Origin of the sequence: Pseudomonas sp. 31-12 (assembly GCF_003151075.1) — a bacterium.
GTDB lineage: Bacteria > Pseudomonadota > Gammaproteobacteria > Pseudomonadales > Pseudomonadaceae > Aquipseudomonas.
In genome coordinates, this window is record NZ_CP029482.1 from 4,823,787 (window position 1) to 4,849,292 (window position 25,506).

Below are 25,506 nucleotides of genomic sequence, written 5' to 3' on the forward strand. Positions count from 1 at the left end.
CTCAATCCATTGAGAAAAAGCTGCCGGGGACGATAGCGCCGTTCGAACCGCACGACTAATGGAGAGAAGTTACTTTTGATGTGCAACACAGAACTTCATGTGGGAGCGGGCTTGCCCGCGATGAGGTCATAACTGCCAACATCCATGTTGACTGTTACACCGTCATCGCGGGCAAGCCCGCTCCCACAGGTTTTTGGGGTGTTGGTTAGAGGGGTTGCAACGGCATGGTCAGCTCAACCCGCAACCCATCCGGGCGGCTGTCGAAATGCAAGGTGCAGCCGCACCGCTGGACAATTGCCTGGACAATCGCCAGGCCCAATCCGCAGCCGGTGCTCTGGCCGTTGCGCCAGAAACGTTGGGTCAGGTGTTGCAGATCGTCTTCAGCAATGCCCGGGCCGTGGTCGCGGACCAGAAAGCGTGCGCGACTGCCGGTGGTTTCCAGGCTCAGCTCCACCGATCCGTCCCCCGGGGTATGGCGCAGGGCGTTGTCCAACAAGTTACGCAATGCGGCGATCGACAGGACCGCGGGCATTTGCACCGGTGCATCGGAGAACTTCGCCGGCATTTTCAGCTTGATGCGCCGACGATCACCGCTGGCCGCATCCTGAATCGCCAGTTTTGCCACTTGCTCGGCGCTGCATTGCACGCCGTCATCGAACGACAGACTGCCCTCGACCCGCGCCAGCAACAGCAATTGTTCCAGCGTGCGGTGCATGCGGTCGGCGCCCTCTTCGGCCCGGGCCAGGGACTGATCCCGGGCCGCGCCGTCGGTCATGCGCGCCACTTGCAGGTGGGTTTTGATCGCCGTCAGCGGGCTGCGCAATTCGTGGGCCGCGTCGCCGGTCAAGCGGCGTTCGCGCTCAATGGTCTTGCCGATGCGCTGGAACAGCTGATTCTGAGTGTCCAGCAACGGTTGAAGCTCGCTGGGCAGCGGCTGGATCTGCAAGGGTTCCAGCGAATCGGCACTGCGGCGCATCAAGGCATCGCGCATCCGGTTCAGCGGTGCCAGCCCCTGACCGATCCCCAACCACAACAGGCACAGGCAGCCAAGCAACGCCACGCCCACCGGCACCGAAGCGGCCAGCAGGATCGACATGTTCAGCGCCTCACGCTCGATCTGCCGGTCAGCGGTGGTGATACGCAAATCACCGCGGGCCAAGGTAAAGCTGCGCCACGGCGCGCCGTCGATCATCTGATCGTGGAAGCCCATTTTCTCGGCTTCGAGAGTTTGTTGCGGGTCAGTGTGACTGCGGGCGAGGATTTCGCCGCGCAACGAGCTGACCTGGCAGGCCATGCCACCCGGAATATTCAATTGCTCAGCGCTGAAGTGGGTGCCCTCGCCCTTGCTCGGCAACGCCGGCAATTGCTCCATCAGGCCGGCGACCATGCGCGCCGACGCCACCAGCCGCTGGTCGAGGGAAAACATCATCTGGTTGCGCAGATCGCTGAGCATCCAGGCTGCGGCCAGGGCCCAGATCAACGCAAAAGCGGCGCCGAGCGTCAGGCTCAGGCGCAAACGCAGGCTCATCACTTTTTCAGTTCCTCGCCGCCATCGGCCGGCCCCAGGCGATAACCCAGGCCGCGCACGGTCTCGACAATGCCATTGCCGAGTTTGCGCCGCAGATGATGGATATGCACGTTGAGGGCGTTGCTTTCCAGCTCATCGTTGAAACCGTAGACGCTGTCCTTCAACTGTTCGGTGGACAGCACCCGGCCACGGTTATGCAACAAGGCCTGCAACAGCGATTGTTCACGACGCGAAAGGTCGACGGACTGACCGCCGAGCATGGTTTCCCGGCTGCTCGGGTCGTAGGTCAGACTGCCATGCTCGATCAGGTTGACGCTACGACCCGCCACTCGTCGCAACAACGTGTGCAGGCGCGCGGCGAGTTCACGCAGATCGAACGGCTTGAGCAGGTAATCGTCGGCGCCGGCCTGCAAGCCATCGACGCGGTCGGTGACCGAGTCCCGCGCAGTAAGAATCAGCACCGGAATCTCCAGGCCACTGTGACGCAACTGCTGCAACAGCTTCAGGCCATCCTCATCGGGAAGGCCAAGGTCGAGCACCATGACGTCGAACTCAGCCACCTTGAGCATTGCTCGTGCAGACGACGCCGTGGCGACGTGCTCGACGGTCAGGCCTTGCGCGGTCAGGCCCGCAACAATGCCGCTGGCGATCAGCTCATCGTCTTCGCAAACCAGTACATGCATGGTGAGCCCCGTAGAAAAAAGGCAATTAAGCCGTTGGCCGATTAAGCGGACATTATGCCGCAAGCGCCATAGCCACAAGGCCGTCGCGGTTAATCATCGGTTAATCGCCGCCTCACATTGTGCACCTCACTTGCACAGGGATAAGGCTTACCCATGCGTCGACTGTTTTTGTTTTTTGTTCTCTTGATCTCGGGTGTGGCCCAGGCAGGGACCAATCCGTTCGATACCAAACCTGAATTCCTGCCAGTGGAAAAGGCCTTTGTCTTTACTTCCGAGCGGCTTGAATCGGGTGAAACACAGCTCTATTGGCAGATTACCGACGGCTATTACCTTTATCAGAAACGCCTGAAATTCGAGGGGTTGCCCCCGGAGCAGCATCCGCCATTACCTGAAGGCGAAGCCCACAGTGATGAGTTCTTCGGCGAACAACAGGTCTATCGCCAAGGCCTGGAGCTGAAGATTCCGGCGGGCGCCACCGGTCAGATCAAGGTGGGCTTCCAGGGCTGTGCCGATGCCGGTTTGTGTTATCCGCCGCAAACCCAGGTCGTGGATCTGGGCGGCAGCGTCGCGGTCACCACCAACGAAGCACCGGATCAAGCCCTGGCCAGCGGCCTGCAACAACGGGCGCTGGGCTGGAGCTTGCTGGTGTTCTTCGGTCTGGGCCTGTTGCTGGCCTTCACCCCTTGCTCGTTGCCGATGTTGCCAATTCTAGCCGGGTTGATCGTCGGCAGTGGTGCCACGCCCAAACGTGGTTTCGCCCTGGCGACCAGCTACGTGGTGAGCATGGCGCTGGTGTATGCGGCGATGGGCGTGCTGGCTGCGTTGCTCGGGGCGAACCTTCAGGCGCTGTTGCAGAACCCGTGGCTGCTGGGCAGTTTCGCGGCGATCTTTGTCCTGCTGGCGTTGCCGATGTTCGGTTTCTTCGAGCTGCAACTGCCGGTGGCGGTGCGTGATCGGCTGGAAAATGTGTCGCGCAACCAGCGTGGCGGCAGTTTGATCGGTGCCGGTGTGCTGGGTGCCTTGTCGGGGTTGCTGGTCGGCCCGTGCATGACCGCGCCCTTGGCCGGCGCTCTGCTCTACATCGCACAAAGCGGCAATGCGCTGCATGGTGGGCTGATTCTGTTCGCCATGGGCATCGGCATTGGTGTGCCGTTGTTGTTGCTGGTGACCGTGGGTAATCGCTTCCTGCCCAAACCCGGCGCCTGGATGAACCTGCTCAAAGGCATCTTCGGTTTCCTGTTCCTCGCCACTGCGCTGTTGATGCTGCGTCCGGTGCTGGATCAATCGCTGTGGATCGGTTTGTGCGGCGCCTTGCTGCTGATCGCCGCCTACAGTGCCTGGAAACAGTCGGAAGGTTTCGGTCGCGTCGCCCATCTGTTCGGCGCCAGTGCGCTGTTGCTCGGGATCTGGGGCGGTCTGCTGCTGATCGGCGCCGCCGGTGGCGGTGATGATTTGCTCAAGCCGTTGCAGGTCTACAGCGCCTCAGCTTCTTCCGGTAATGCCGCTCGCCCGACCGGCCATGAGGCGTTCACCACGATCAACAGTCCGCAAGCGCTGCAACAGGAACTGGACGCCGCCCAGGCCAAAGGCCAATGGGTGTTGCTGGACTACTACGCCGACTGGTGTGTGTCGTGCAAGGTCATGGAAAAACAGGTGTTCGGCAAAGCCAAAGTGATGGAGGCGCTGAGCGATGTGCGCTTGCTACGGCTGGACGTGACCGCCGACAATGCCGCCAGCCGCGAACTGCTCGGCCGTTATAAAGTGCCGGGGCCACCGAGTTTTCTGTGGATCGGCGCGGACGGCCAGGAGCGTCGCAGCCAGCGCATCACCGGCGAGGTTGATGCCGACACCTTCCTGCAACGTTGGACCACCACCCGAGACGCCCGTTAATGCTGACCTTTACCCTCGGCACCTTTGCCATCGCGCTTAACCATTTGCTGCTGATCAGTGCTTTGGCGCTGGCGACATTTGTCGGCTGGCGGGTGGCCAAGCGTGGTGGCGAAAACCCGGAGTCGGCGCTGTTCAGCCTGTTTTTGCTGGGCATGCTGGCGGCGCGGGTCGGTTTTGTGGTCGCCTATTGGGCCCACTATCGCAACGATCCGTGGCAGATCATCGACTTGCGCGATGGCGGTTTCCTCGCCTGGCCCGGGGTGATCGTGCTGCTGCTCACCGCGTTGTACCGCGGCTGGCGTCGCCCCGGTTTGCGCCGCCCGCTGGGTTTCGGCGTGGCGAGCGGATTGGCGTTCTGGCTGCTGGCGACTTTTTCCCTGAGCATTTACGAACAAGGCACGCGCCTGCCGGAGATCGCCCTGCGCAATGCCGCCGGCGAAACCGTGCAACTGGCGGATTACAAGGGCGGGCCACTGGTGATCAACCTCTGGGCCACTTGGTGCCCGCCATGCCGCCGGGAAATGCCGGTGCTGGAAAACGCCCAGCAACAGCGCCCGGACCTGACCTTCCTGTTCGTCAATCAGGCCGAAAGCATGCAAAGCGTCAGCACCTTCCTCGAAACCCAGGGCCTGAGCCTGACCAACGTGCTGTTCGACGGCAGCGGTCGATTGGGTCAGGCCGTGGGTTCCATGGCGTTGCCGACTACGCTGTTCTATAGCCCCGACGGTCGATTGCTGGGCAGCCACCTGGGCGAACTCTCGGATGCCAGCCTGGCCCGCGCCCTGGAAAACTTCGACACCCCTTCTCCTGCCGTACCGGCCACCTCTTCAAGGAAACTGCCATGCCCCGCCTCCGCCACCTGCTGACGCTGACTTTAGGCGCAGCGTTGCTGCACCTGCCGTCGGTGCAGGCCGCCGAAGAATTGCCTGAAGCGATCAAGAAGATCGAAGCCAAGGGCGCCAAAATCGTTGGTCAGTTCGACGCGCCGGACGGTTTGCGCGGTTATGCCGCGCAGTACCAGAACCGCGGCATGGCGCTGTACCTGACCCCGGACGGCAAGCATGTGCTGCTGGGCAATCTGTACGACGCCGAGGGCAATGACCTGAGCAGCGCGCCGTTGCAGAAACTGGTCTACGCACCGATGTCCAAGGAAGTCTGGGGCAAGATGGAAGCCAGCAACTGGATCGGCGACGGCAAAAAAGACGCGCCACGCATCGTCTATCTGTTTAGCGATCCTAACTGCCCTTACTGCAACATGTTCTGGGAACAGGCGCGGCCGTGGGTGAATGCCGGCAAAGTGCAGTTGCGGCACATCATGGTCGGGATCATTCGCGAAGACAGCCCGGGCAAATCCGCCGCGCTGCTGGCCGCCAAGGACCCGAGCAAGGCCCTGGAAGATCACGAAAAATCCGGCAAGGGCAGTTCGCTCAAAGCCTTGAAAGACGTGCCGCCGGCGATTCAGGCGAAACTCGCGGCGAACATGCAGCTGATGGAAGACCTGGAGCTGCAGGCCACCCCGGCGATTTTCTACATGGACGACAAGGGCGAGCTGCAACAACAGCAAGGCGCGCCTTCGCCGGACAAGTTGGTGAAGATTCTCGGGCCCAAGTAGTTTGCTTCAGAGACTTGGTGACCACACCGGCCCCATCGCGAGCAGGCTCGCTCCCACAGGTGATCGCGTATCCCTGTGGGAGCGAGCCTGCTCGCGATGGGGCCAGCAAGATCGACTAATTCCTCTCGGCTAAAAACTTCAACAACGCCTCAGTCACAAACTGCGGATTCTCCAGATTGGAGATATGCCCCGCCTCTGGCACCAACACATACGGGCAACCCATCAACTCGGCCATTTCCTTCGTTTCCGACGGCGGCCGCGGTTTATCCTGATCGCCGCACATCACCAGCGTCGTTTCAGCATTCAACTCGCCCAGACGCGGCAACAAATCATCCCGACCAAACGTAATCCGCCCCATCGGCACCACGCTTTCACGTAGACGCTCCGGCGGTAACGCAGCCAGTTTCGCGCGAAAATCCTGATACAGCGCCGACTGCGGATCGATCCCCGGACGGAAGAAGATCGGCACCACGATATCGAGCAACTGCGGCGCGATGACGCCGGTGTCTTCGATCTGCTTGAACAGCGAGAAATAGTATTGGCGAGTCGGTTCCGGCTCGACGCCGAGGTAGGTGTCCATCAACACCAGGCCGTTGATCCGCGATGGTGCCGACAGCGCCAGTCGAGCGCCCCACATGCCACCGACCGACAGACCGACCAGCGTGACCCGATCAATGTCCAGATGATCGAGTAGCGCCAGGGCTTGACGGGCGATGTCGTCCAGCGATTGGGTGTTTTCGGGAAGTGCGCCGGATTCACCGTGGCCCCACAGGTCCAGGGCTATGACACGGTATTGCCGGGACAGCGCGGCGATCTGCGGCGCCCACATGGTCTGGTCCCAGAGGTAGCTGCCGGCGAGCAATACGGCAGGGCCGGTGCCTTGATCGATGTAGTGAAGAGGTTGTCCGTCAATCGTTACGAAGGGCATTAGCTGTCTCCTTTGTGAAGGGAATTCAACAAAAAAAGCAGAGGCAGCCTGAGCCGGTCCGAAGCGGCAGTCAACGCGCAAATTCGCGCAAATTTCGATGACGCCATCGCGGGCAAGCCCGCTCCCACAGGTATCTAAGGTGTCCACAGATTAGGTGTACACCGTCGATCCTTGTGGGAGCGGGCTTGCCCGCGATGAGGCCCACACAGACGCTGGAGAATCAAAGCCCCTCCAGCTCTGCCATCAGATCATTGAGGCGATCCACCTTCTCCTCGGTGATGTCACTCGCCGCCAACCCGTCGATGTATTCGGCCAATTGCGCCACCGTGCTGCACTCGAACATCGCCCGCAGAGGCACATCACGTTGCAAGGTTTTCTGCACCCGCGACGCAATCTGCGTCGCCAGCAACGAATGCCCGCCCAGCTCAAAGAAGTTGTCCTGAACGCCGACCTGCTCGACCTTCAGCACCTCAGCCCAGATACCCGCCAGCGTCTGCTCCAGCTCAGTTCGCGGTGCCTGATAATCCTGGCTCTGCAACTGCCCGATCTCCAGCGCCGGCAGTGCCTTGCGGTCGAGTTTGCCGTTGGCATTGAGCGGCATCCGCTCCAGCCACAACCAGTGCAGCGGCACCATGTATTCCGGCAGTTCGGCGCGCAGGCGTTGCTTGATGCGCTCCAGGCGTTCGGCCGGGTTCAACGCCGAGTCAGCCGCCACCAGGTAGCCGACCAGATGCTTGCCGTTCACGCCTTCCTGCACGCCGACCGCCGCTTCGCGCACTTGCGGTTGCTCATGCAGACGCGCTTCGATTTCACCCAGCTCGATGCGGTAACCGCGGATCTTCACTTGATGGTCGATACGCCCGACGTATTCCAGCACGCCGTCACTGCGACGTCGGGCGAGGTCGCCGGTGCGATACAGACGATCCCCCGGCGCGCCGAACGGGTTCGGCACAAACACCTGAGCCGTGCGCAGCGGATCGCTGACATAACCGCGCCCGACGCCAGTGCCGGCGACGCACAACTCGCCCACCGCACCCAACGGCACCAGTTCCAGCGCGCCATCGAGCAGGTACAAACGGTTGTTGTCGGTCGGCGTACCGATCGGCAGATAACTGCCACGGGTCGAGGCCATGTCCACGCGGAAGAACGCCACGTCGTCCGAGCATTCCGCCGGGCCATAAGCATTCACCAACCCGATCTCCGGGTAGCGCAACAGCCACTGATGCGCCAGTTCCGGCGGCATTGCTTCACCGGTCGGCAACATCCAGCGCAGGCCGTCGAGGCTCATGCGTTCCTGGGCGAGCATGCCTTGAATCAGCGACGGCACGCTTTCCAGCACCGTGATGCCCTGGGCCGACACGTGCGCCAGCAACCCTTGCGGATCGTGGGCGATGGTGTTCGGCACGATGTCCACCCGCGCCCCGAACAGCGGCGCGGCGAGGAACTGCCACACCGAGATGTCGAAGCTTTGCGAAGCGGTCTGGGCGATCACGTCGGCGTCGCTCAACTTCAGGTACGGCACCTTGCTCAACTGGTTGTTGAGCATGCCGCGTTGCTCGACCATCACGCCTTTGGGCAAACCGGTGGAACCTGAGGTGTAGATCACATAGGCGAGATTGTCCGGGCCGCTGTAGATACCCGGATTCGCCACCGATGCATCGCTCGCCTGCACCGCTTCCCACACCAGCAATTTCGGCCGGTTGGCGCAACTGAATTCATCCAGCAATGCGACCGCCTGTTCACGACAGGCCTCAGTGCAGACCAGCAACGGCGTGCGGCTCAGGTCGATGATCCGGCTCAGACGCTGACTCGGCAGCCCCGGGTCCAGCGGCAGATAACCGGCACCGGCCTTGAAGCTGCCGATGATCATGCCCAGCAGATCGAGGTTACGTTCAGCCAGCAACGCCACTGGTTGATCCAGCCCGACACCCGCCGCGATCAACGCATGACCGAGGCGGTTACTGCGTTGGTTCAGCTCGACATAAGTGTGTTGCTGATCCAGGCAACTGGCGGCAATCCGCTGCGGATGCTGGGCAACCTGCGCTTCGAACAAGGCGACGTAGCTCTGCTCCAGCGGGTAATCATGCTCACTCTGGTTGCAGCCGTGGATCAGGAAGTCCTGCTCCTCGGCGCCCAGCAACGGCAAGTCAGCCATGTCGCCATGGAAGCCTTCCACCAGCGCCAACAACAAACGTTTGAATTCACCGAGCATGCGCTCGACGGTCGATTCGTCGAAATAACGCTGGTCGTAAGACAGGTGCAGCCCCAGGTCATCGCCCGGATAGCAGACCGCCGTCAGCGGGAAGTTGGTGTGGGTGCGGCCCGAATCCGAGGTCGCATTGAGGCTTTGCGCACGGTCCAGCACCGAGACTTCTACCGGGGCATTTTCAAACACAAACAGGCTGTCGAACAGCGGCTGGCCCTTGGGCAGTTCGCTATTTTCCTGAATGCTCACCAGCGGCAGGTATTCGTACTCGCGCAGTTGCATGTTGCTGTCGAGCAAACCGCTCAACCACTGGCGCACGCTGCAACGCTGATCGTCCTCAGGCATCTTCACCCGCAGCGCAATGCTGTTGATGAACAGCCCGACGGTGCGCTGCATCTGCGGCATGTCCACCGGACGCCCGGCCACCGTGACGCCGAACAGCACGTCGCGATCACCGCTCAAACGCCGCAGCACCAAGGCCCACGCAGCCTGGGCGAAGGTGTTGATGGTCAGTTGATGGGCCTGCGCCAGTTCGCGCAGTTGCGCACCGTCGCGAGCATCAAGCCTTGTGTAGCGGTCACCGACGATCATGCCGCCGCTTTCACCGGCATGCTCACGCAGGAACGGCCGGTCGCTCGGGATCGGCGTGGTCCGCTCGAAACCTTGCAGGTTGGTTTTCCACCACTGCCGCGCCTCGGCCAGGCTTTGGCGTTGCAGCCAGCCAATGTAGTCGCGATAACGCGACACAAGCCCAAGCTGTGCGTCGCGGCCTTCGCCGAGGGCGGTGTAGATCTCGAAGAAATCGTTCATCAGCAGCGAGCGGCACCAGGCATCGATGAGGATGTGGTGGTTGCTCATCATGAACCAGTAACGCGCCGCGCCGACCTTGATCAAGCGCAGGTGGAACGGTGCCTGATTGAGCAGATCGAACCCGGCTTCGCGCTCGCTTTTGAGCAGTGCTTGCAGCTTCGGCTCTTGCTCGGCCTCGGCAATCGCCGTCCAGTCGAGGACCTCGATCGGCGTGCTACCGGGTTTGTGGATCACTTGCAGCATGTCTTCGCCGACGTTCCAGCAGAACGATGCGCGCAACGCTTCGTGGCGGGCGATCACCGCTTGCCAGGCCTGGGCGAAACGCTGCGAATCGAGTTCGCTGTTGATCCGGTAGCGATCCTGCATGTAGTAAAGGCCGGTGCCCGGTTCCAGCAAGGTGTGCAACAGCATGCCTTCCTGCATCGGGGTCAGCGGGTAGACGTCTTCGATGGCGGCGGCCGGAATCGGCAGCGCATCCAGTTGTGGCTGAGTCAGTCTGGCCAGCGGGAAGTCCGACGGCGTCAGGCCGCCGGCATCGTCTTGCAGGCAATGCTCGATCAGGCTTTGCAGTTCGCCCAGGTAAGCGTTTGCCAGGTCGGTGATGGTGTGCGGATCGTGGCGTTCGGCGCTGAAGGTCCAGCGCAGCACCAGTTCACCGCCGTAGACCTGACTGTCGACGCTCAGCTCATTGGGCAGCGGCGCATGCGGGTCGTGGGCCGCGCCGACGGGCTCGTCCAGCGGACGGAACAACGCGTCCGCGCCGAAGCTCTGGTCGAACTGACCGAGGTAGTTGAAAGTGATCGGCGCCACCGGCAACGCGGCCAGGGTCTGGCGACTCTGATTATCGGCCAGGTAACGCAGCACGCCATAACCCAAGCCTTTGTGCGGCACGGCGTGCAGTTGTTCCTTGATCGCCTTGATCGAAGCGCCCTGCCCGTCCGCCGGCACCAGGCGTAATGGATAGGCGCTGGTGAACCAGCCGACGGTGCGGGTCAGGTCGATCTCGTCGAACAGGGTTTCGCGGCCATGGCCTTCCAGTTGAATGAGCGCCGATTCCTGTCCGCTCCAGTGGCACAACACTCGGGCCAACGCGGTCAGCAGCAGGTCGTTGACCTGGGTGCGATAGGCACTCGGCGCCTGTTGCAACAACTGGCGAGTCCGCTCGGCATCGAGGCGCACGCTGACGGTTTGTGCATGCCGGTTCTGCCGACCGCCGTCGGGACGATCACACGGCAACTCGGCGTTCGGCCCGGCCAGTTGCGCCTGCCACCAGCTCAGTTCTTCACGCAGGGATTCGCTGCCGGCATAGGCCTGCAAGCGCGCGGACCAATCCTTGAACGCACTGGTTTTCGCCGGCAGTTTGACCGAGTGCTGAGCGTCCAGTTGACGGTAAACGGTTTGCAGATCGTCCAGCAGCACCCGCCACGAAACGCCGTCCACCACCAGGTGGTGAATGGCGATGAATAGCCGTTGTTCGCTCTCAGGACCATCGACCAGCAGCACGCGCATCAACGGCCCCTGCTCGAGGTCGAGGCTGCGCTGGGCATCGGCGAACAGTGCGGTGCATTTGTCCATGGACGAAACACGCACTTGCCACAGCACCGGCACGTCGTCAATCGCCTGATGCTCGGCGCGCCATTGCGCGCCGGTTTGAGTGAAGCGCAGACGCAAGGCATCGTGTTGCTCGATCACCGCCAGCAGCGCTTGCTCCAGGCGATGGGGTTCCAGCGCGACGGTCGGCTCCAGCAGCAACGCCTGGTTCCAGTGCTGACGCTCGGGAATGTCGGTATCGAAGAACCAGTGCTGAATCGGCGTCAAACGCGATTCGCCAGTGAGCAAACCTTGCTCGGCGGTGACCTGCTCGGTGCGGGTCGCCACGGCGGCCAGGGTCTGCACCGTTTGGTGCTGGAACAGGTCACGCGGGCTGAAATGAATGCCCTGCTGCCGCGCACGGCTGACCACCTGGATCGACAAAATCGAATCGCCGCCCAGTTCGAAGAAGTTGTCGTTGAGGCCCACTTGCTCAACGTTCAGCACTTCGCACCAGATGCCGGCCAAGGTCAGTTCCAGCTCGTTGCTCGGCGCGACGTAGTGCTGACGGTTCAGTTCCGGGTCCGGTGCCGGCAAGGCGCGACGGTCGAGTTTGCCGTTGGCGGTCAGCGGCATGCTGGCCAGCAGGATCAGGTGCGTCGGCACCATGTAATCCGGCAGTTGCGATTTGAGGTGATGCTTCAAGGCTTCACGCAGTGCCGCTTGTGGCGCTTCGTCCTGCTCGGCGACCTCGGTCACCAGATAGCCGACCAGTTGTTTGCCGCTCGGTGCGTCGAGGGCCAGGACCACGGCTTCGCGGATCGACTCATGCTCCAGCAGACGGGTTTCGATTTCGCCCAACTCGATGCGGAAACCGCGAATCTTCACTTGATGGTCGATGCGCCCGAGGTATTCCACCAAGCCATCGGCACGCTGGCGCACCAGATCGCCGGTGCGGTACAGACGCCCGCCATCAGCGGTGAACGGATCAGCCACGAATCGCTCGGCGGTCATGCCCGGACGCTGGTGATAACCCTGCGCCAAGCCGGCACCGCCGACGTACAACTCGCCGGTCGCGCCTTGCGGCACCAGGACCAGATCGGCATCAAGGATGTACGCCACGCGAGCACCAATCACGCTGCCGATCGGCACGCTGCCCAGGCCTTCTTCAAGCTGTTCCGGCGCCAGACTCGCCAATGGCATGACCACGGTTTCGGTCGGGCCATAGGCGTTGAAGAACAGGATCGGCTTGAACGCCGCACGGATTCGCGCCAGGTGCTCACCAGTCAGGGCTTCGCCGCCGGTGATGCACATGCGCACCGGCAAGGTTTCGCCCTGGGTTGCCAGCCACTGCGCCAATTGGCTGCCGTAGCTTGGGGTGAAGCCGAGAATGTTGATGTGGTGACGACGGATCAGCCCGCAGATTTCTTCCGCATCCCATTGGCCTTGGGCACGCAAAACCACTTGCGCACCGCTCAACAACGGCACCAGCAAACGCTCGGTCGCAGCGTCGAAGTTGATCGAATAGAAATGCAGCTCACAGTCGTCCGGACGCATGCCGAAGCGCTCAATGACCGCTTGGCAATGCATGGCGATTTCACCGTGGGACACCACCACGCCTTTTGGCTTGCCAGTGGAGCCCGAGGTATAAATCAGGTACGCCTGATGCTGCGGCAGGCTGATAAACGGCAGCTCGGTGGCCGGGTAGTGGGCCAACGCGGCGGCGTCCTCTTCAAGGCACCAGCGGGCGACCGTTGCCGGCAACTCACCGAGTGCGGAGAACATTGCCGCATCGCTGAGCAGCAAACCAATGCCGCTGTCTTCGATCATGTAGTGCAGGCGATCGAGCGGGTATTCCGGGTCCAGCGGCACGTAAGCACCGCCGGCCTTGAGGATCGCCAGCAAGCCGACGACCATTTCCAGCGAACGCTCAAGCGCCAGGCCGACGCGAACCTGCGGGCCGACACCGCGCTCGCGGAGCATCCAGGCCAGGCGATTGGCGCGGCTGTCGAGTTCGGCGTAGCTCAGGGTTTCACCCGCAAAGGTCAGCGCCGGAGCGTCCTTGCGCGCCAGTGCCTGCTCGCTGAACAGGTGATGGATGCACTGGTCGAGGCGATGCTCGCCCGGTTCGACGCCAAGGCTGTCCAGCAGCTTTTGCTGTTCGCCGGCTTCGAGCAACGGCAGTTCGCTGAGGCGCTGTTGCGGATCGGTCAGCAGCGCTTCCAGCAGGTTGCGCCAGTGCCCGGCCATGCGCGCAATGCGCGGTTCATCGAACAAATCGGTGCTGTAGGTCAGGCAGCAACCCAGTCGATGATCGAGGTCGGTGACTTCCAGGTTGAGGTCGAACTTGGTCGCCCGCGCGTCGTTAGCCAGGTACTCGACGGTCATGCCGGCCAGGGTGCGGCTCTGCTGGAATTCCCAGCGCTGCACGTTGCACATCACCTGGAACAGCGGGTTGTACGCGGCGCTGCGCGGAGGCTGCAACGTTTCGACCAAGTGATCGAACGGCAAGTCCTGATGGGACTGGCCTTCGATCACTGTGTGGCGCACCTGCTCGAACAATTCGCCGACGGACATCTGCCCGTCAAGCTGGCAACGCAAGACCTGGGTGTTGAGGAACGCACCGATCAAGCCTTCGCTTTCCGGGCGAATCCGGTTGGCCACCGGCGCGCCGATGCGCAGGTCGGTCTGGCCGCTGTAGCGGTAAAGCAGCACGGCCAACGCGGCGGTCATGGTCATGAACAGGGTCAGACCGTTTTGCGCGTTAAAGGCGCGGACCCGTGCAGCGAGGTCATCGCTCAGGTCGAAGCGGAACAATTCACCCTGATGGCTTTGCACCGGCGGACGCGGACGGTCGGCGGGCAATTCCAGCAGTGGATGTTCGCGCCCCAGTTGCGCGGTCCAGTAGTCGAGCTGGCGCTGGCGCTCGCCGGACTCCAGCCACTGGCGCTGCCAGACGCTGTAATCCAGGTACTGCACCGGCAGCGGTGCCAGCGGCGATTCGCGGTCATCGACGAACGCTTCGTACAGCGCGCTCAGTTCCCGGGCGAAGATGTCCATCGCCCAGCCTTCGGTGACGATGTGGTGCAGGGTCAGGACAAAGTAGTGCTCCTGCTCAGCGGTCTTGACCAGACAGGCGCGTAGCAGCGGACCGGTTTCCAGATCGAACGGCAGGTGTGCTTCATCGTCGGCCAGTTGCTGCACGCGCTGCTCGCGGATGTCAGCGGCCAGTGTCGAAAAATCCTTCCAGTCCATGCGCACGCCCGTCTCGGCATGCACCTGCTGACGGGCCACGCCGTCGACGCTCGGGAACGTGGTGCGCAGGGTTTCGTGCCGCATGATCAGCGCTTGCAGCGCCGCTTCGAAACGCCCGACATCGAGCACACTGCGCAGTCGCGCCATGCCGCCGACGTTGTAGGCCGGGCTGTCCGGCTCCATCTGCCAGAGGAACCACATGCGCTGCTGGGAATAGGACAGCGGCACCGGTAGGCGGCGGTCGACTTTCTCGATCGGCGGCTGCTGGTTGGTTTTACCGCTGGCCTGGATCTTTTGCACCTGATCGGCGAAGGCACCCAGCTCACTGTTTTCGAACAGCGCCCGCAGCGGCAACTCGACGTCGCAGGCCTGACGGGTACGGGAAATGATTTGCGTGGCCAGCAACGAATGGCCGCCGAGGGCGAAGAAATCGTCGCGCAGGCCGATCTGTGCGAGGCCCAACACTTCGCGCCAGATGCCGGCGACTTGTTGCTCCAGCGCCGTGGCCGGCTCGACGTGTTCGCGCACTTGCCATTGCGGTTCGGGCAAGGCACGACGGTCGAGTTTGCCGCTCGGGCTCAGGGGCATTTCGTCCAGACGCATCAGCTGCGCCGGGACCATGTAGTCCGGCAGTTCAGCCGCCAGTGCGGTTTTCAGGCGCGCCGTTTGCGCGTCTTCAGTTTCGCGGGTTTCGGCTGCGGTGTAGTAACCGATCAACTGGCCACCGGCGGCGGTCTCGCGCACCAGCACCACGGCTTGAGCGACGCCATCCTGGGCCAGCAAACGGGCTTCGATTTCTTCGGGCTCGACACGGAAGCCACGCAGTTTGACCTGCTGATCGAGACGACCGAGGTATTCGATCACGCCATCGGCGGTCCAGCGTGCGCGGTCGCCGGTGCGGTACAGACGCGCGCCCTGCTCGCCCAGTGGATCGACGACAAACCGTTCGGCGGTCAGGCCCGGACGGCCCAGATAGCCACGGGCCAGGCCGATGCCGCTGATGCACAATTCGCCCGGCACACCGGCCGGCACCGGATTGAGGTCGCTGTCGAGGACGCGGCACAGCACGTTGCCCAACGGACGGCCAATCGGCGAGCGCTCGCCATCGGCGCTAGTGCAGTGCCAATGGGTGACGTTGATTGCGGTCTCGGTCGGGCCGTAGCGGTTGTGCAGTTGCACGGCGGGCAGTTGTTCCAGCACACGGTTGCGCAGTTCGGCGGGCAAGGCTTCGCCACCGGAGAACACACGGCGCAGGCTGGTGCATTCGGCGGTCAGCGGCTCATCGATGAACAACGAAAGCAGCGGCGGCACGAAGTGCAGCGTGGTCACGCCGTATTGCTGGACCAGCTGCGCGATGCGATGCGGATCGCGGTGCTCGCCGGGGCCGGCGATCAGCAAGCGTGCCCCGGTGATCAGCGGCCAGAAGCACTCCCACACCGACACGTCGAAACTGATCGGGGCTTTTTGCATCAACACGTCGGTGTCGTTCAAACCGTAGGTGTTCTGCATCCATTGCAGGCGCTCGGCGAGCGCCGCGTGGGTGTTGCCGACGCCCTTCGGCTGACCGGTCGAACCCGAGGTGTAAATCACGTAGGCGAGGTTGTCGCCGTGCAGGTGCAGGCCCGGCGGCTGGCTTGGCCAGTTCTCCAGATGCAAGGCGTCCATGGCGATCACGCTGACGCCGTCAGTGTCCGGCAGGCGTTCGAGCAATTGGGTCTGGGTCAGCAGCAATTCGACGCCGCTGTCGCTGAGCATGTAGGCCAGGCGCTCGGCCGGGTAATCCGGGTCCAGCGGCACATAGGCGCCACCGGCCTTGATGATCGCCAGCAGGCCGATCAGCAATTGCGGTGAACGCTCGGCGGCGATGGCCACGCAGACGTCCGGGCCGACGCCTTTGTCGCGCAGGTAATGGGCCAGGCGGTTGGCCTGGGTGTGCAGCTCGGCGAAATCGAGGCTGCCGCCGTCCCACATCAACGCCGTGCGTTCCGGGGTTTGGCGCGCTTGTTCGTTAAGCAGCTCCGGCAGCCATTGGCTGGCCGGCGTGCAGGGTGCAGCGCTCCAGGCAGTTTGTTGGTCGTACTCGCTTGCGGTCATCAGTGGCAGGTCGCCGATGGCGGCGGACGGTTGCTCGCAAATGGCCCGCAGCAGGTGGCTGAAATGCTCGGCCAGACGCTCGATGGACGTCGTATCGAACAGCTCGCTGGCGTAGTCGAAGGACAGGCTCAGGCGCCCCTTCTGGTCTTCTTCGCTGTGCAGTTGCAGGTCGAACTTGGCTTCGCGGCTGTGCCACGGCAGTTCTTCGGCAAGCAACCCAGGCAGGCGACGCAACGCGCTCAAATCCAGTTGCTGGTGGTTGAACATCACCTGGAACAGCCCTTGTTCGCGCGCTTGCGGGAAGGCTTCGAGCAGTTGTTCGAACGGCAGGTCCTGGTGCGCTTGAGCGCCCAGCGCGGCCTGACGGGTTTGCGCCAACAGCTCCACGAATGGCAGCCGCGAATCCACTTCGGCACGCAGCACTTGGGTATTGATGAAGAAGCCGATCAGCCCTTGGGTTTCCAGGCGCGGGCGGTTGGCATTCGGCACGCCGATGCGGATGTCGCGCTGGCCGCTGTAGCGGTGCAACAGGCTCTGGAACGCGGCGAGCAACAGCATGAACGGCGTCGATTCATGCGCCTGGGCAGTCTGGCGAATGGCATCGCTCAAGGTCGCAGCCAGCTTTACGGAATGGCGGGCGGCGCTGTGAACGTGCTGCGCCGAGCGCGGGTGATCGGTGGCCAAGGTCAGGGTCGGATGCTCGTCACCCAACTGTGCTTTCCAATAGGCCAGTTGACGCTCGCCCTCTCCTTGCGCCAGCCATTGACGCTGCCAGCTGCCGTAGTCGGCGTATTGAGTTGGCAGGGCCGGCAGCGTCGCGGTCTGTCCTTGGGACGCGGCGGCATACAGGCGCGAGAACTCGTCGATCAGCACGTTCAGCGACCAGCCATCAGCGATGATGTGGTGCATCGTCACCAGCAGTTGATAGTCCTCATCATCGAGGCGAACCAGTGTCACCCACAGCAGCGGGCCTTTCTCCAGATCGAACTGGGTGCGGGCTTCGTCCTCACGGATTTGCAGCGCGCGGGCTTCACGCTCGGCGATGGGCAGGTCGCTGATGTCGATCAATTGCAGATTGAAGTCGCCCACGGCATCGACCTGTTGCAGTGCCACACCGTCACGCTCGAAGAACCGTGTGCGCAGGGATTCATGACGCTCGATCAATTGCTGGAAACTGGCGCGCAAGGCGTCTTCGTCCAGTTCACCGCGCAGGCGCAAGGCACCGGGAATGTTGTAGGCGTTGCTCTGTGGATCGAGTTGCCAGGTGATCCAGAGGCGGTTTTGCGCCAGGGATTGCGGCATCGGTTCGTGGCGCGACAGCGGGGTGATCGCGCCTTGGGCCAGGCCGCCGTCCTGTTGCAATTGAGCGACGGCGGCGGTGAACGCACCGAGGGTTGGCGCTTCGAAGAGCAGGCGCAGGTTCAGCTCCAGACCCAGTGCTTCACGCAGTCGCGCGACCACTTGAGTGGCGGCGATGGAGTTGCCACCGAGCAGGAAAAAGTGGTCGTCAGCGTTGATCGGCTTGACCTGCAATTGTTCGCACCAGATCTGGCCGATCAAGGCTTGCAGCTCGGAACTCGATTCGGTTTTGGCTTCGCTCTGAACATCTGCCGAAGGGAACCGCGCATAGCTGTCGAGGCTGCCGTCCGCCAGGCGATTGCGGCAGGCCGAACGTTGCAGCTTGCCGCTGGAGGTCTTGGGCAATGCGCCCGGATTGAGCAGCGCCACCACGCTCGGCGCTTCCTGATACGCCTCGGCCACGGCTTGGCGAATCGCTTTGATCAATGCGTCGGGCGGGAGGATTTTCTGCACGCTGCGGCTGATTTCCGCAGCAATGCCGATGCCTTCCTGACCGTCGACAGTGACCGCGAAAGCGGCGACGCGACCTTTGCGCACCACTTCCACTTCGCGTTCGACGGTCTGCTCGATGTCTTGCGGGTAAAGGTTGTGGCCGCGAACGATCAGCATGTCTTTCAGGCGTCCGGTGATGAACAGTTCACCGTCACGCATGAAGCCCAAGTCGCCGGTGCGCAGCCAGGTCCGGTCGTTGTGCTGGACAAAAGTCTTGGCGCTGGCCTCGGGGTTTCGCCAGTAGCCATGAGCGATGCTCGGCCCGGCGGCCCAGACTTCGCCGACCGCGTTGTCCGCGAGTTCATTGAGCGCGACCGGGTCGACAATCAGCACCGCATGATCCGGCTGACTGATGCCGCAACTCATGATCGCGCTGCCTTCGCCCGCCTCTGCACGGTTTTGGGCCAAGGCTTGATCGTCCACGCGCAGGTTGCCGATGCCCTGACCGCGCAGGGTCCCGGCGACGAACAAAGTGGCTTCGGCCAATCCGTAAGACGCCATGAAGCTGTCGGTGGTGAAACCGCACGCCGCGAACTTCTCGCCGAAGCGATCGAGGGTGTCGAGACGGATCGGTTCGGAGCCGGAATACGCCACGCGCCAGCCGCTCAGGTCGAGGCGCTCCAACGCTGATTCGCTGACGCGTTCGCTGCACAGGCGATAGGCGAAATCCGGTCCGCCGCTGATGGTGCCGCCGTATTCGCTGATCGCTTCCAGCCAGCGCAACGGCCGGCCGAGGAAATAGGCCGGCGACATCAACACGCACGGCACGCCGCTGAAAATCGGCTGCAACAGGCCGCCGATCAGGCCCATGTCGTGGTACAGCGGCAGCCAGCTGACGATCACGTCGTCCGGGTTCAGGTCGATACCGAAACCATGACGGATCAGCATTTCATTGGCCACCAGATTACCGTGGCTGACTTGCACCCCTTTGGGCAACGCGGTGGAACCGGAGGTGTATTGCAGGAAGGCGATGTGGTCGTCGGCCAGGTTCGGTTCGCTCCAGCGTTCGGCCAAGGCGCCGTCAAGGGTATCGACGCACAGCAACGGCGGCGCGCCTTCAATGTGTAGCAAGGCGTCGCGCAGGCCGGCACTGGTCAGCAACAGACGCGGCTCGGCATCGCTGATGATCGACAGCAGACGTTCCTGGTGATGACGTTTGGCCGACTCCGGCGGATAAGCCGGCACCGCAATCACCCCCGCGTACAGGCAACCAAAAAACGCCGCGACGTAATCCGGGCCACTCGGGAACAGCAGCACGGCGCGATCACCGAATTCAGCCTCGGCCTGCAACGCACCGGCAATGGTTCGCGCCCGCCGATCCAGCTCGCGATAACTGAGGACCACAGCCTGATCCGGGGTGTCGGCGAGAAAACGCAAGGCCACTCGATCCGGCGTCAGGGCCGCGCGGCGCTGGAGGGCTTGGACCAGATTGCTTGGGAGTTCGAACGCGTCGGTCATGAGGTTTCCTGCCTGAATTCGGCTTGCAAATGGAATCGGTTTTCTTACGTCACACCCACTAAAGGGCATGCAGGACGCGGTCTTCGCCGACTGCGCAAGGCATTGGGAATGCGGTTTTGGTCGGGATTTACCCGGCACCTTTCACCAATGAGAACGGATGGCGTCTTGAAATAATTAGTCGGCAGGCTTGATCGCCAACGGGGCTGGCATGCGACAGCGTGTCGCAGTTCTCACTCTGCACCTTTGAGGAGCATTAGTTATCTTTCTCAATTGACAATCATTATCATTCAGCATAATTTGTCGCTCGATGTGTAGGACGCCCCCCCCCTCGGCCTCCCACCCAACCTATTGGCAGCAAGGTGATTTCCATGACGGAACAAGTATCCACAAGCAGGTGCGATTCACCGCTACTTCAGGCCTTCGTCGACAACCGACTGATTCTGGTGAAAATTGCAGCGCGGATTACCGGCTGCCGGTCGCGTGCTGAAGACGTGGTCCAGGATGCGTTTTTCCGGCTGCAATCGGCGCCGCAAATCACGTCGTCCTTCAAGGCTCAGCTCAGTTATCTGTTCCAGATCGTGCGCAACCTGGCGATCGACCACTATCGCAAGCAGGCGCTGGAGCAGAAGTATTCCGGGCCGGAAGAGGAAGGTCTGAACGTGGTGATTCAGGGCGCTTCGCCGGAAACCTCGCACATCAATTTCTCGACCCTGGAAAACATTGCCGATGCGCTGACGGAGCTGCCGAGCCGCACCCGCTACGCCTTCGAGATGTACCGTCTGCACGGCGTGCCGCAAAAGGACATCGCCAAGGAACTCGGCGTCTCGCCGACCCTGGTGAACTTCATGATTCGCGATGCGCTGGTGCACTGCCGCAAGGTGTCGGGCAATCGTGTGGATACCTTTGCCCGTCGCTAAGATCTGAAATTTGCGTCGCCCCCTTCGCGAGCAAGCCCGCTCCCACATTGGTCCTGCGAACACAGGTCAAATGTGGGAGCGGGCTTGCTCGCGAAGGCTGACTCAAGGTCGGTGCAGACCTTGAGTCTTGCGCATCACGCCAACTTGCACCGATCAAAAAACCGCTCACGCCCCAGCATCATCAACGCCGCGCGCTTGTGCGGAAAGTCGAACTCTTTCTCGCAGTGGTAACCCTGGTTCTGCATGTACCCGATCATCTTCGCGTTATCGGCACGAGGCTCGGCGACCACTCGCTGAGTGCGCGGATCATCGAGAAACAGGAAATGCGTTAGCGCCGATAACCAGCTCGCCACCTTGTGCGGGCCGCGGTGATTTTCTTCACCCACCAGCATGTGGATACCGCGGTCGTAATCGCCAGCGTCATAGAACGGCGCTATGCGATCTTCCTTGGCCCAATAGGCTTCGAAATAGGCAAACGGCTGATCATCGAAACAACCGATCAGCGTCAGGGTGTGCGGGTCGGCGTCGAGTTTGCTCAGGTATTCACGGTGCTGTTCGAGACTGCCCTCCTCCTGCCAGAAACTGGCGACCCGCGGGCTGTTCTGCCAGCGATTGAAACGTGCCACGTCCAGGTCGATGTCCACCGTGCGCAGGGAAATCCAGGCACCGAGCCGTGCATCGAAACGCCGATAGACTTCACCGCTTGGTTTTAGCGGACGCCGTGGATGGCGCTTGCCACCACTGATGACCATTTGCTGCGGATAAATGTCGTTCAGCGCCTGGCTCAACCACGGCGGAGGCAACTGCCAGAACAGCGTGCGTTCGCAGCGGTATTGGCCGGTGGTGTCGGTGGGAATCAGCAAACCGCTCGCCAAGGCGTCGGAGGGTGATTGCGGCAGTTGGAACGTCAGGTGCTGGCACGCCGGATCACGGGCAAACATCCAATAACAGGCTGCCCAGAGCGCCTGACCTTCAGACGTGTCGAAGCGCTCTTCGACGTGCACCGTCAATTCGGGTTCGCGGGTCAGGCGCAGCTCGATCAGCGGCTGCCCTTCCAGGCTGAGGTGCAGGCGATTCTCGGTTTCATCGGCTACAAGACGGCTTGCGTCAGGCAAGGCCAGGGCAGTCAGGTCATTCAGATTGGGCATGGGTCGGGCTCACGATAATCGTCGACAGTTCAACCATGTGACGTGAGCCGGGGCAGGAAATTTAAGCGAAGTCGCGAATGACGCGACCTGCGGCGGTCTTCAGGGTTTGGGTACGGGCACCACCGCGATCTTGTACGGATCGAAAATCTTCAGCATCTGGCCATTGTCCCGCAACCCTTGCAGCAACTTGCCGAACGCCTCGCCGCTGATGGGCGCGGCCGGACGCAGGATCGCGTAATGGTGATACACCTGATCGATGCCTTGCGACACCAGCAGCTGATCGGCCACTTGCTCGTTACGCAGCAGGTAATCGCTCAGGTAGGAGCGCGTCACCAGGGCAATGTCGGCCCGCCCGCGCAGGACCATCAGCAGATTGCTGTCATGGGAATAGGTCAGCGTGGCGTTGTAGTTCTGCGCGAGGAATTTCGGGTCGGCATTGAAGTTGGCGAACTCATAGTGATAGCCACTGAACACGGCCAGACGCTTGCCGGTGAGGTCGGCAAAATAGTTCTGCTGCCGATCCGGTATCCGTTGCGCGACAAAAATCTCGGCGTCTTCCAGCCCCATGTCGACGCTGGTGTGGGGAATGTCCTTCCAGCCCCAGTCCGGGTTCTCGAAAATCGCCATGTCGACACGGCCTTGCTTGAAATCACCGAATCGCCGGGGAATCGAAGTCGGCACCAGAACGAACTGATAGTCGCTCTGCAATTGATTCAAGGCTTCCACCAATTGCGGCAGCAGGCCGGTGTCGGCACCGGATTCGGGGCGCACGGTATAGGGAGGGAAATGTGCGGCACCGACCCGCACCAGTTGCGCAGCCTGGGATGGCAACACCCAGACTGCCACGAGCGACGCCAGCAAAAGCCGCGTGGCCGTCCTAATTGGCGAAGACATCAAAACTACCCACTCCCCAAAAAATACGCATCAATGCATTCAAGCTAGGCGGTTTCGGCCACTTAGCCAGTTTCCTGCCGGATCATGACAACTTATTGCTTTTCTTCGAGTACCAGAATCAAGGCTTCATCGGCCAACTGATCAAGGCTCATGCTGCCGTCGGCACGAAACCAGGTGGTGGTCCAGGACAACGCGCCCGTCAGAAAACGACGCGTAATGAACACATCGCCGCGGATAAAACCGGCGTCCTTGGCTTCCCCCAACACCTGCAACCACAGCGCTTCATAAATATCGCGCAATGCCAGCACCTGCGCCTGCCCGTCTTCGGACAGCGAACGCCATTCATACACCAGCACCGCCATGGCCTCGCCGCTGCCGCCCATGATCGACTGCAATTCGCAACGAATCAGCGCCAGCACCCGCTCGCGTACATTGCCGGCCTCGGCCAGGGCGGCGCGCATCAACGCCGTGTTGTAACGGATGGTCTCTTCCATCACCGCCCGCAGGATCTCGTCCTTGCTTTTGAAATGATGAAAGATGCTGCCCGACTGAATGCCCACGGCACCGGCCAGATCGCGCACCGTAGTGCGTTCATACCCTTTGTTGCGGAACAGGTGAGCCGCCACTTGCAGCAGTTTGCCGCGGGCGCTGTCAGGGTCGGTCAATTGGCCGTTGTCGACCAATTCGCGCATGACCCCCAGGGCTTTTTGCTCGTCCACCCGTTCTCTCCTACAGTCGATCAATCAAATGCACCGCCCACCGCTAAAACAGCGGGGTTGCGCGGGCAATTTAAGCTGGCGACGGCAACCAAGCAAGCGCTCGGGCAGAAGATATTTCAGCCGTTTACAAACCAAGCGCTTGCTTGGTAGTCTCGATGCACTTCTGTCGGAGGTGGTTATGGAATGGGTTGCGCCTGAAACGATTCGCATCGGATGCGCCAGCGCGTTCTGGGGCGATACCTCGACCGCTGCCGCGCAACTGGTGGACGGTGGGCGTCTGGACTATCTGGTCTTCGATTACTTGGCCGAAATCACCATGTCGATCATGGCCGGGGCACGGATGAAAGACCCGCAGGCGGGCTATGCCGGCGACTTCATCGAAGTCCTCAGCCCGTTGCTGGGGCAACTCGCCGAACAAAAAATCCGTGTCATCAGCAACGCCGGCGGGGTCAATCCACAAGCCTGCGCCGCCGCACTGCAAGCAGCGTGCGACAAGGCTGGCGTCTCGCTGAAAATTGCCGTGCTGCTGGGCGACGATCTGCAACCGCAGTTCAAACAGCTGAGCAGTCGCGGCGTCCATGAAATGTTCAGCGGCGCGCCCCTGCCATCGATGTGCGTCTCGACCAACGCCTACCTCGGCGCACCGGGCATTGTCGAAGCCCTTCGCCTGGGTGCCGACATCGTCATTACCGGACGCGTCGTCGACAGCGCGGTGGTCAGTGCCGCGCTGGTGCATGAGTTCGGCTGGTCCTGGCATGACTACGACAAGCTGGCCCAGGCCGCATTGGCCGGGCACATCATCGAATGTGGCGCCCAGTGCACCGGCGGCAATTTCACCGACTGGCGCGACGTGCCCGATTACGAACACATTGGCTTCCCCATCGTTGAAGTCAGCGCCGACAGCCAGTTCATCGTCAGCAAACCCGAGGGCTCCGGCGGCCTGGTCACGCCACTGACCGTCGGCGAACAAATGCTCTATGAAATCGGCAACCCCCAGGCCTACTTGCTGCCTGACGTGGTCTGCGATTTCACCCAGGTCAAACTCGTGCAACAAGGTAAAAATGCGGTCCGGGTGCATGGCGCCAAAGGCTTGCCGCCGACCGATCAGTACAAGGTCAGTGCCACGTACCCGGACGGTTTCCGCTGCACTGCCAGTTGCCTGATCGCCGGGATCGATGCGGTGGCCAAGGCGGAACGGGTCAGCCGGGCGATCATCAACAAGACCTCGGATATTTTCAGCCAGCGCGGCTGGGCGCCCTACAGCGAAGTGAACATCGAACTGCTCGGCAGCGAAGCCACGTACGGCCCCCACGGCCAACGCCAGGACAGCCGTGAAGTGGTGATCAAACTCGCGGTACGCCATCCGAGCAAACAGGCATTGATCGTGTTCTCCCGGGAAATCGCCCAGGCCGCGACCGGCATGGCACCGGGGCTGACCGGGATTGTCGGCGGACGGCCGACGGTGTATCCGCTGATCCGGCTGTTCTCGTTCCTCATCGACAAAACCGCTTGCACGCTGGACATTGATCTCCAGGGCCAGCGCCACCCATGCGCCCTGCCCGCCGTCGATGTGCTCGACCCAAACGACTTGCCGGTTCCATACGACCCGCCGCAACCCACCGGCCGTGCCGATGCCAGTGTGCCCCTGATCAAACTCGCCGTGGCGCGCTCCGGCGACAAGGGCAATCACAGCAACATCGGCGTCATGGCCCGGGAGCCCGAGTTCCTGCCATGGATCGCCGAAGCCCTGACGCCCGAGGTGATGGTCGACTGGATGAGTCATGTCCTCGACCCGGTTCACGGACGTGTCGAGCGCTGGTATTTGCCCGGCACCCACAGCTTCAATTTTCTCCTGGAGAACGCCCTCGGCGGTGGCGGCGTGGCTAGCCTGCGGATCGATCCGCAAGGCAAAGCCTTCGCCCAGCAGTTGCTGGACATCCAGATTCCGGTGCCCCAGCGCATCGCCGACCAGGTCAACTAGAG

The 25,506-nt window shown here is 62.1% G+C and carries 12 protein-coding genes; 5 read left to right on the top strand and 7 right to left on the bottom strand.

All coding sequences use genetic code 11. The annotated features are described in order from the left end of the window. Positions 1–205 precede the first annotated feature (205 nt). Both DJ564_RS22760 and DJ564_RS22765 read right to left on the bottom strand, forming a co-directional pair. Positions 206–1,531, bottom strand: coding sequence for an ATP-binding protein (locus tag DJ564_RS22760; protein ID WP_109633529.1), 1,326 nt, complete (start codon positions 1,529–1,531; stop codon positions 206–208). Beyond that, complete coding sequence (locus DJ564_RS22765; RefSeq protein ID WP_109633531.1) at positions 1,528–2,211, bottom strand: response regulator; 684 nt, start codon at positions 2,209–2,211, stop codon at positions 1,528–1,530. The genes DJ564_RS22760 and DJ564_RS22765 overlap by 4 nt, the downstream gene beginning before the upstream one ends. A gap of 153 nt (positions 2,212–2,364) precedes the next feature. Between DJ564_RS22765 and dsbD the strand changes: the two genes are divergently transcribed. From dsbD to dsbG, 3 genes are read left to right on the top strand one after another with little or no spacing between them, the layout of a single operon-like run. Further along, positions 2,365–4,101, top strand: a complete 1,737-nt coding sequence (gene dsbD, locus DJ564_RS22770) for a protein-disulfide reductase DsbD (protein WP_109633532.1) — start codon at positions 2,365–2,367, stop codon at positions 4,099–4,101. Continuing rightward, positions 4,101–4,967: a TlpA disulfide reductase family protein gene (locus DJ564_RS22775; protein ID WP_109633534.1), complete on the top strand. Its 867-nt coding sequence runs from the start codon at positions 4,101–4,103 to the stop codon at positions 4,965–4,967. Before dsbD ends, DJ564_RS22775 begins: the two co-directional genes overlap by 1 nt. Beyond that, positions 4,943–5,713 (top strand): thiol:disulfide interchange protein DsbG, encoded by a 771-nt coding sequence (gene dsbG / locus DJ564_RS22780; protein WP_109633536.1) that lies wholly within the window; start codon positions 4,943–4,945, stop codon positions 5,711–5,713. Before DJ564_RS22775 ends, dsbG begins: the two co-directional genes overlap by 25 nt. 115 nt (positions 5,714–5,828) lie before the next feature. On the opposite strand, the gene DJ564_RS22785 is transcribed toward dsbG, so the two are convergent. Continuing rightward, positions 5,829–6,641, bottom strand: coding sequence for an alpha/beta fold hydrolase (locus DJ564_RS22785; RefSeq protein ID WP_109633538.1), 813 nt, complete (start codon positions 6,639–6,641; stop codon positions 5,829–5,831). A gap of 220 nt (positions 6,642–6,861) precedes the next feature. Continuing rightward, positions 6,862–19,845: a non-ribosomal peptide synthetase gene (locus tag DJ564_RS22790; protein WP_109633539.1), complete on the bottom strand. Its 12,984-nt coding sequence runs from the start codon at positions 19,843–19,845 to the stop codon at positions 6,862–6,864. 368 nt (positions 19,846–20,213) lie between these two features. On the opposite strand from DJ564_RS22790, the gene DJ564_RS22795 reads away from it, so the two are divergent. Beyond that, positions 20,214–20,762 carry an RNA polymerase factor sigma-70 gene (locus DJ564_RS22795; RefSeq protein WP_010461205.1) on the top strand — a complete coding sequence of 183 codons (549 nt, stop codon included), beginning with the start codon at positions 20,214–20,216 and terminating at the stop codon, positions 20,760–20,762. Between the two features lie 134 nt (positions 20,763–20,896). Here the strand turns inward: DJ564_RS22795 and DJ564_RS22800 are convergent, their stop codons facing one another. The 3 genes from DJ564_RS22800 to DJ564_RS22810 all read right to left on the bottom strand — a co-directional run bounded on the left by DJ564_RS22800 (position 20,897) and on the right by DJ564_RS22810 (position 23,523). Next, positions 20,897–21,910 carry a GNAT family N-acetyltransferase gene (locus tag DJ564_RS22800; protein ID WP_109633541.1) on the bottom strand — a complete coding sequence of 338 codons (1,014 nt, stop codon included), beginning with the start codon at positions 21,908–21,910 and terminating at the stop codon, positions 20,897–20,899. A 99-nt stretch (positions 21,911–22,009) separates the two neighbouring features. Continuing rightward, positions 22,010–22,804, bottom strand: a complete 795-nt coding sequence (locus DJ564_RS22805; protein WP_178082319.1) for an ABC transporter substrate-binding protein — start codon at positions 22,802–22,804, stop codon at positions 22,010–22,012. A 92-nt stretch (positions 22,805–22,896) separates the two neighbouring features. Next, positions 22,897–23,523, bottom strand: coding sequence for a TetR/AcrR family transcriptional regulator (locus DJ564_RS22810; protein WP_109633544.1), 627 nt, complete (start codon positions 23,521–23,523; stop codon positions 22,897–22,899). A gap of 178 nt (positions 23,524–23,701) precedes the next feature. On the opposite strand from DJ564_RS22810, the gene DJ564_RS22815 reads away from it, so the two are divergent. Then, entirely contained in the window at positions 23,702–25,504 is a 1,803-nt protein-coding gene (locus tag DJ564_RS22815; protein ID WP_109633546.1) for an acyclic terpene utilization AtuA family protein, read from the top strand. Positions 25,505–25,506 lie beyond the last annotated feature (2 nt).

What these genes read in the sequence shown, in the direction of transcription:
- DJ564_RS22765 (WP_109633531.1), bottom strand. Translation starts at nt 2,211, where the DNA reads ATGCATGTACTGGTTTGCGAAGACGATGAGCTGATCGCCAGCGGCATT.
- dsbD (WP_109633532.1), top strand. Translation starts at nt 2,365, where the DNA reads ATGCGTCGACTGTTTTTGTTTTTTGTTCTCTTGATCTCGGGTGTGGCC.
- DJ564_RS22775 (WP_109633534.1), top strand. Translation starts at nt 4,101, where the DNA reads ATGCTGACCTTTACCCTCGGCACCTTTGCCATCGCGCTTAACCATTTG.
- dsbG (WP_109633536.1), top strand. Translation starts at nt 4,943, where the DNA reads ATGCCCCGCCTCCGCCACCTGCTGACGCTGACTTTAGGCGCAGCGTTG.
- DJ564_RS22785 (WP_109633538.1), bottom strand. Translation starts at nt 6,641, where the DNA reads ATGCCCTTCGTAACGATTGACGGACAACCTCTTCACTACATCGATCAA.
- DJ564_RS22790 (WP_109633539.1), bottom strand. Translation starts at nt 19,845, where the DNA reads ATGACCGACGCGTTCGAACTCCCAAGCAATCTGGTCCAAGCCCTCCAG.
- DJ564_RS22795 (WP_010461205.1), top strand. Translation starts at nt 20,214, where the DNA reads ATGACGGAACAAGTATCCACAAGCAGGTGCGATTCACCGCTACTTCAG.
- DJ564_RS22800 (WP_109633541.1), bottom strand. Translation starts at nt 21,910, where the DNA reads ATGCCCAATCTGAATGACCTGACTGCCCTGGCCTTGCCTGACGCAAGC.
- DJ564_RS22805 (WP_178082319.1), bottom strand. Translation starts at nt 22,804, where the DNA reads ATGTCTTCGCCAATTAGGACGGCCACGCGGCTTTTGCTGGCGTCGCTC.
- DJ564_RS22815 (WP_109633546.1), top strand. Translation starts at nt 23,702, where the DNA reads ATGGAATGGGTTGCGCCTGAAACGATTCGCATCGGATGCGCCAGCGCG.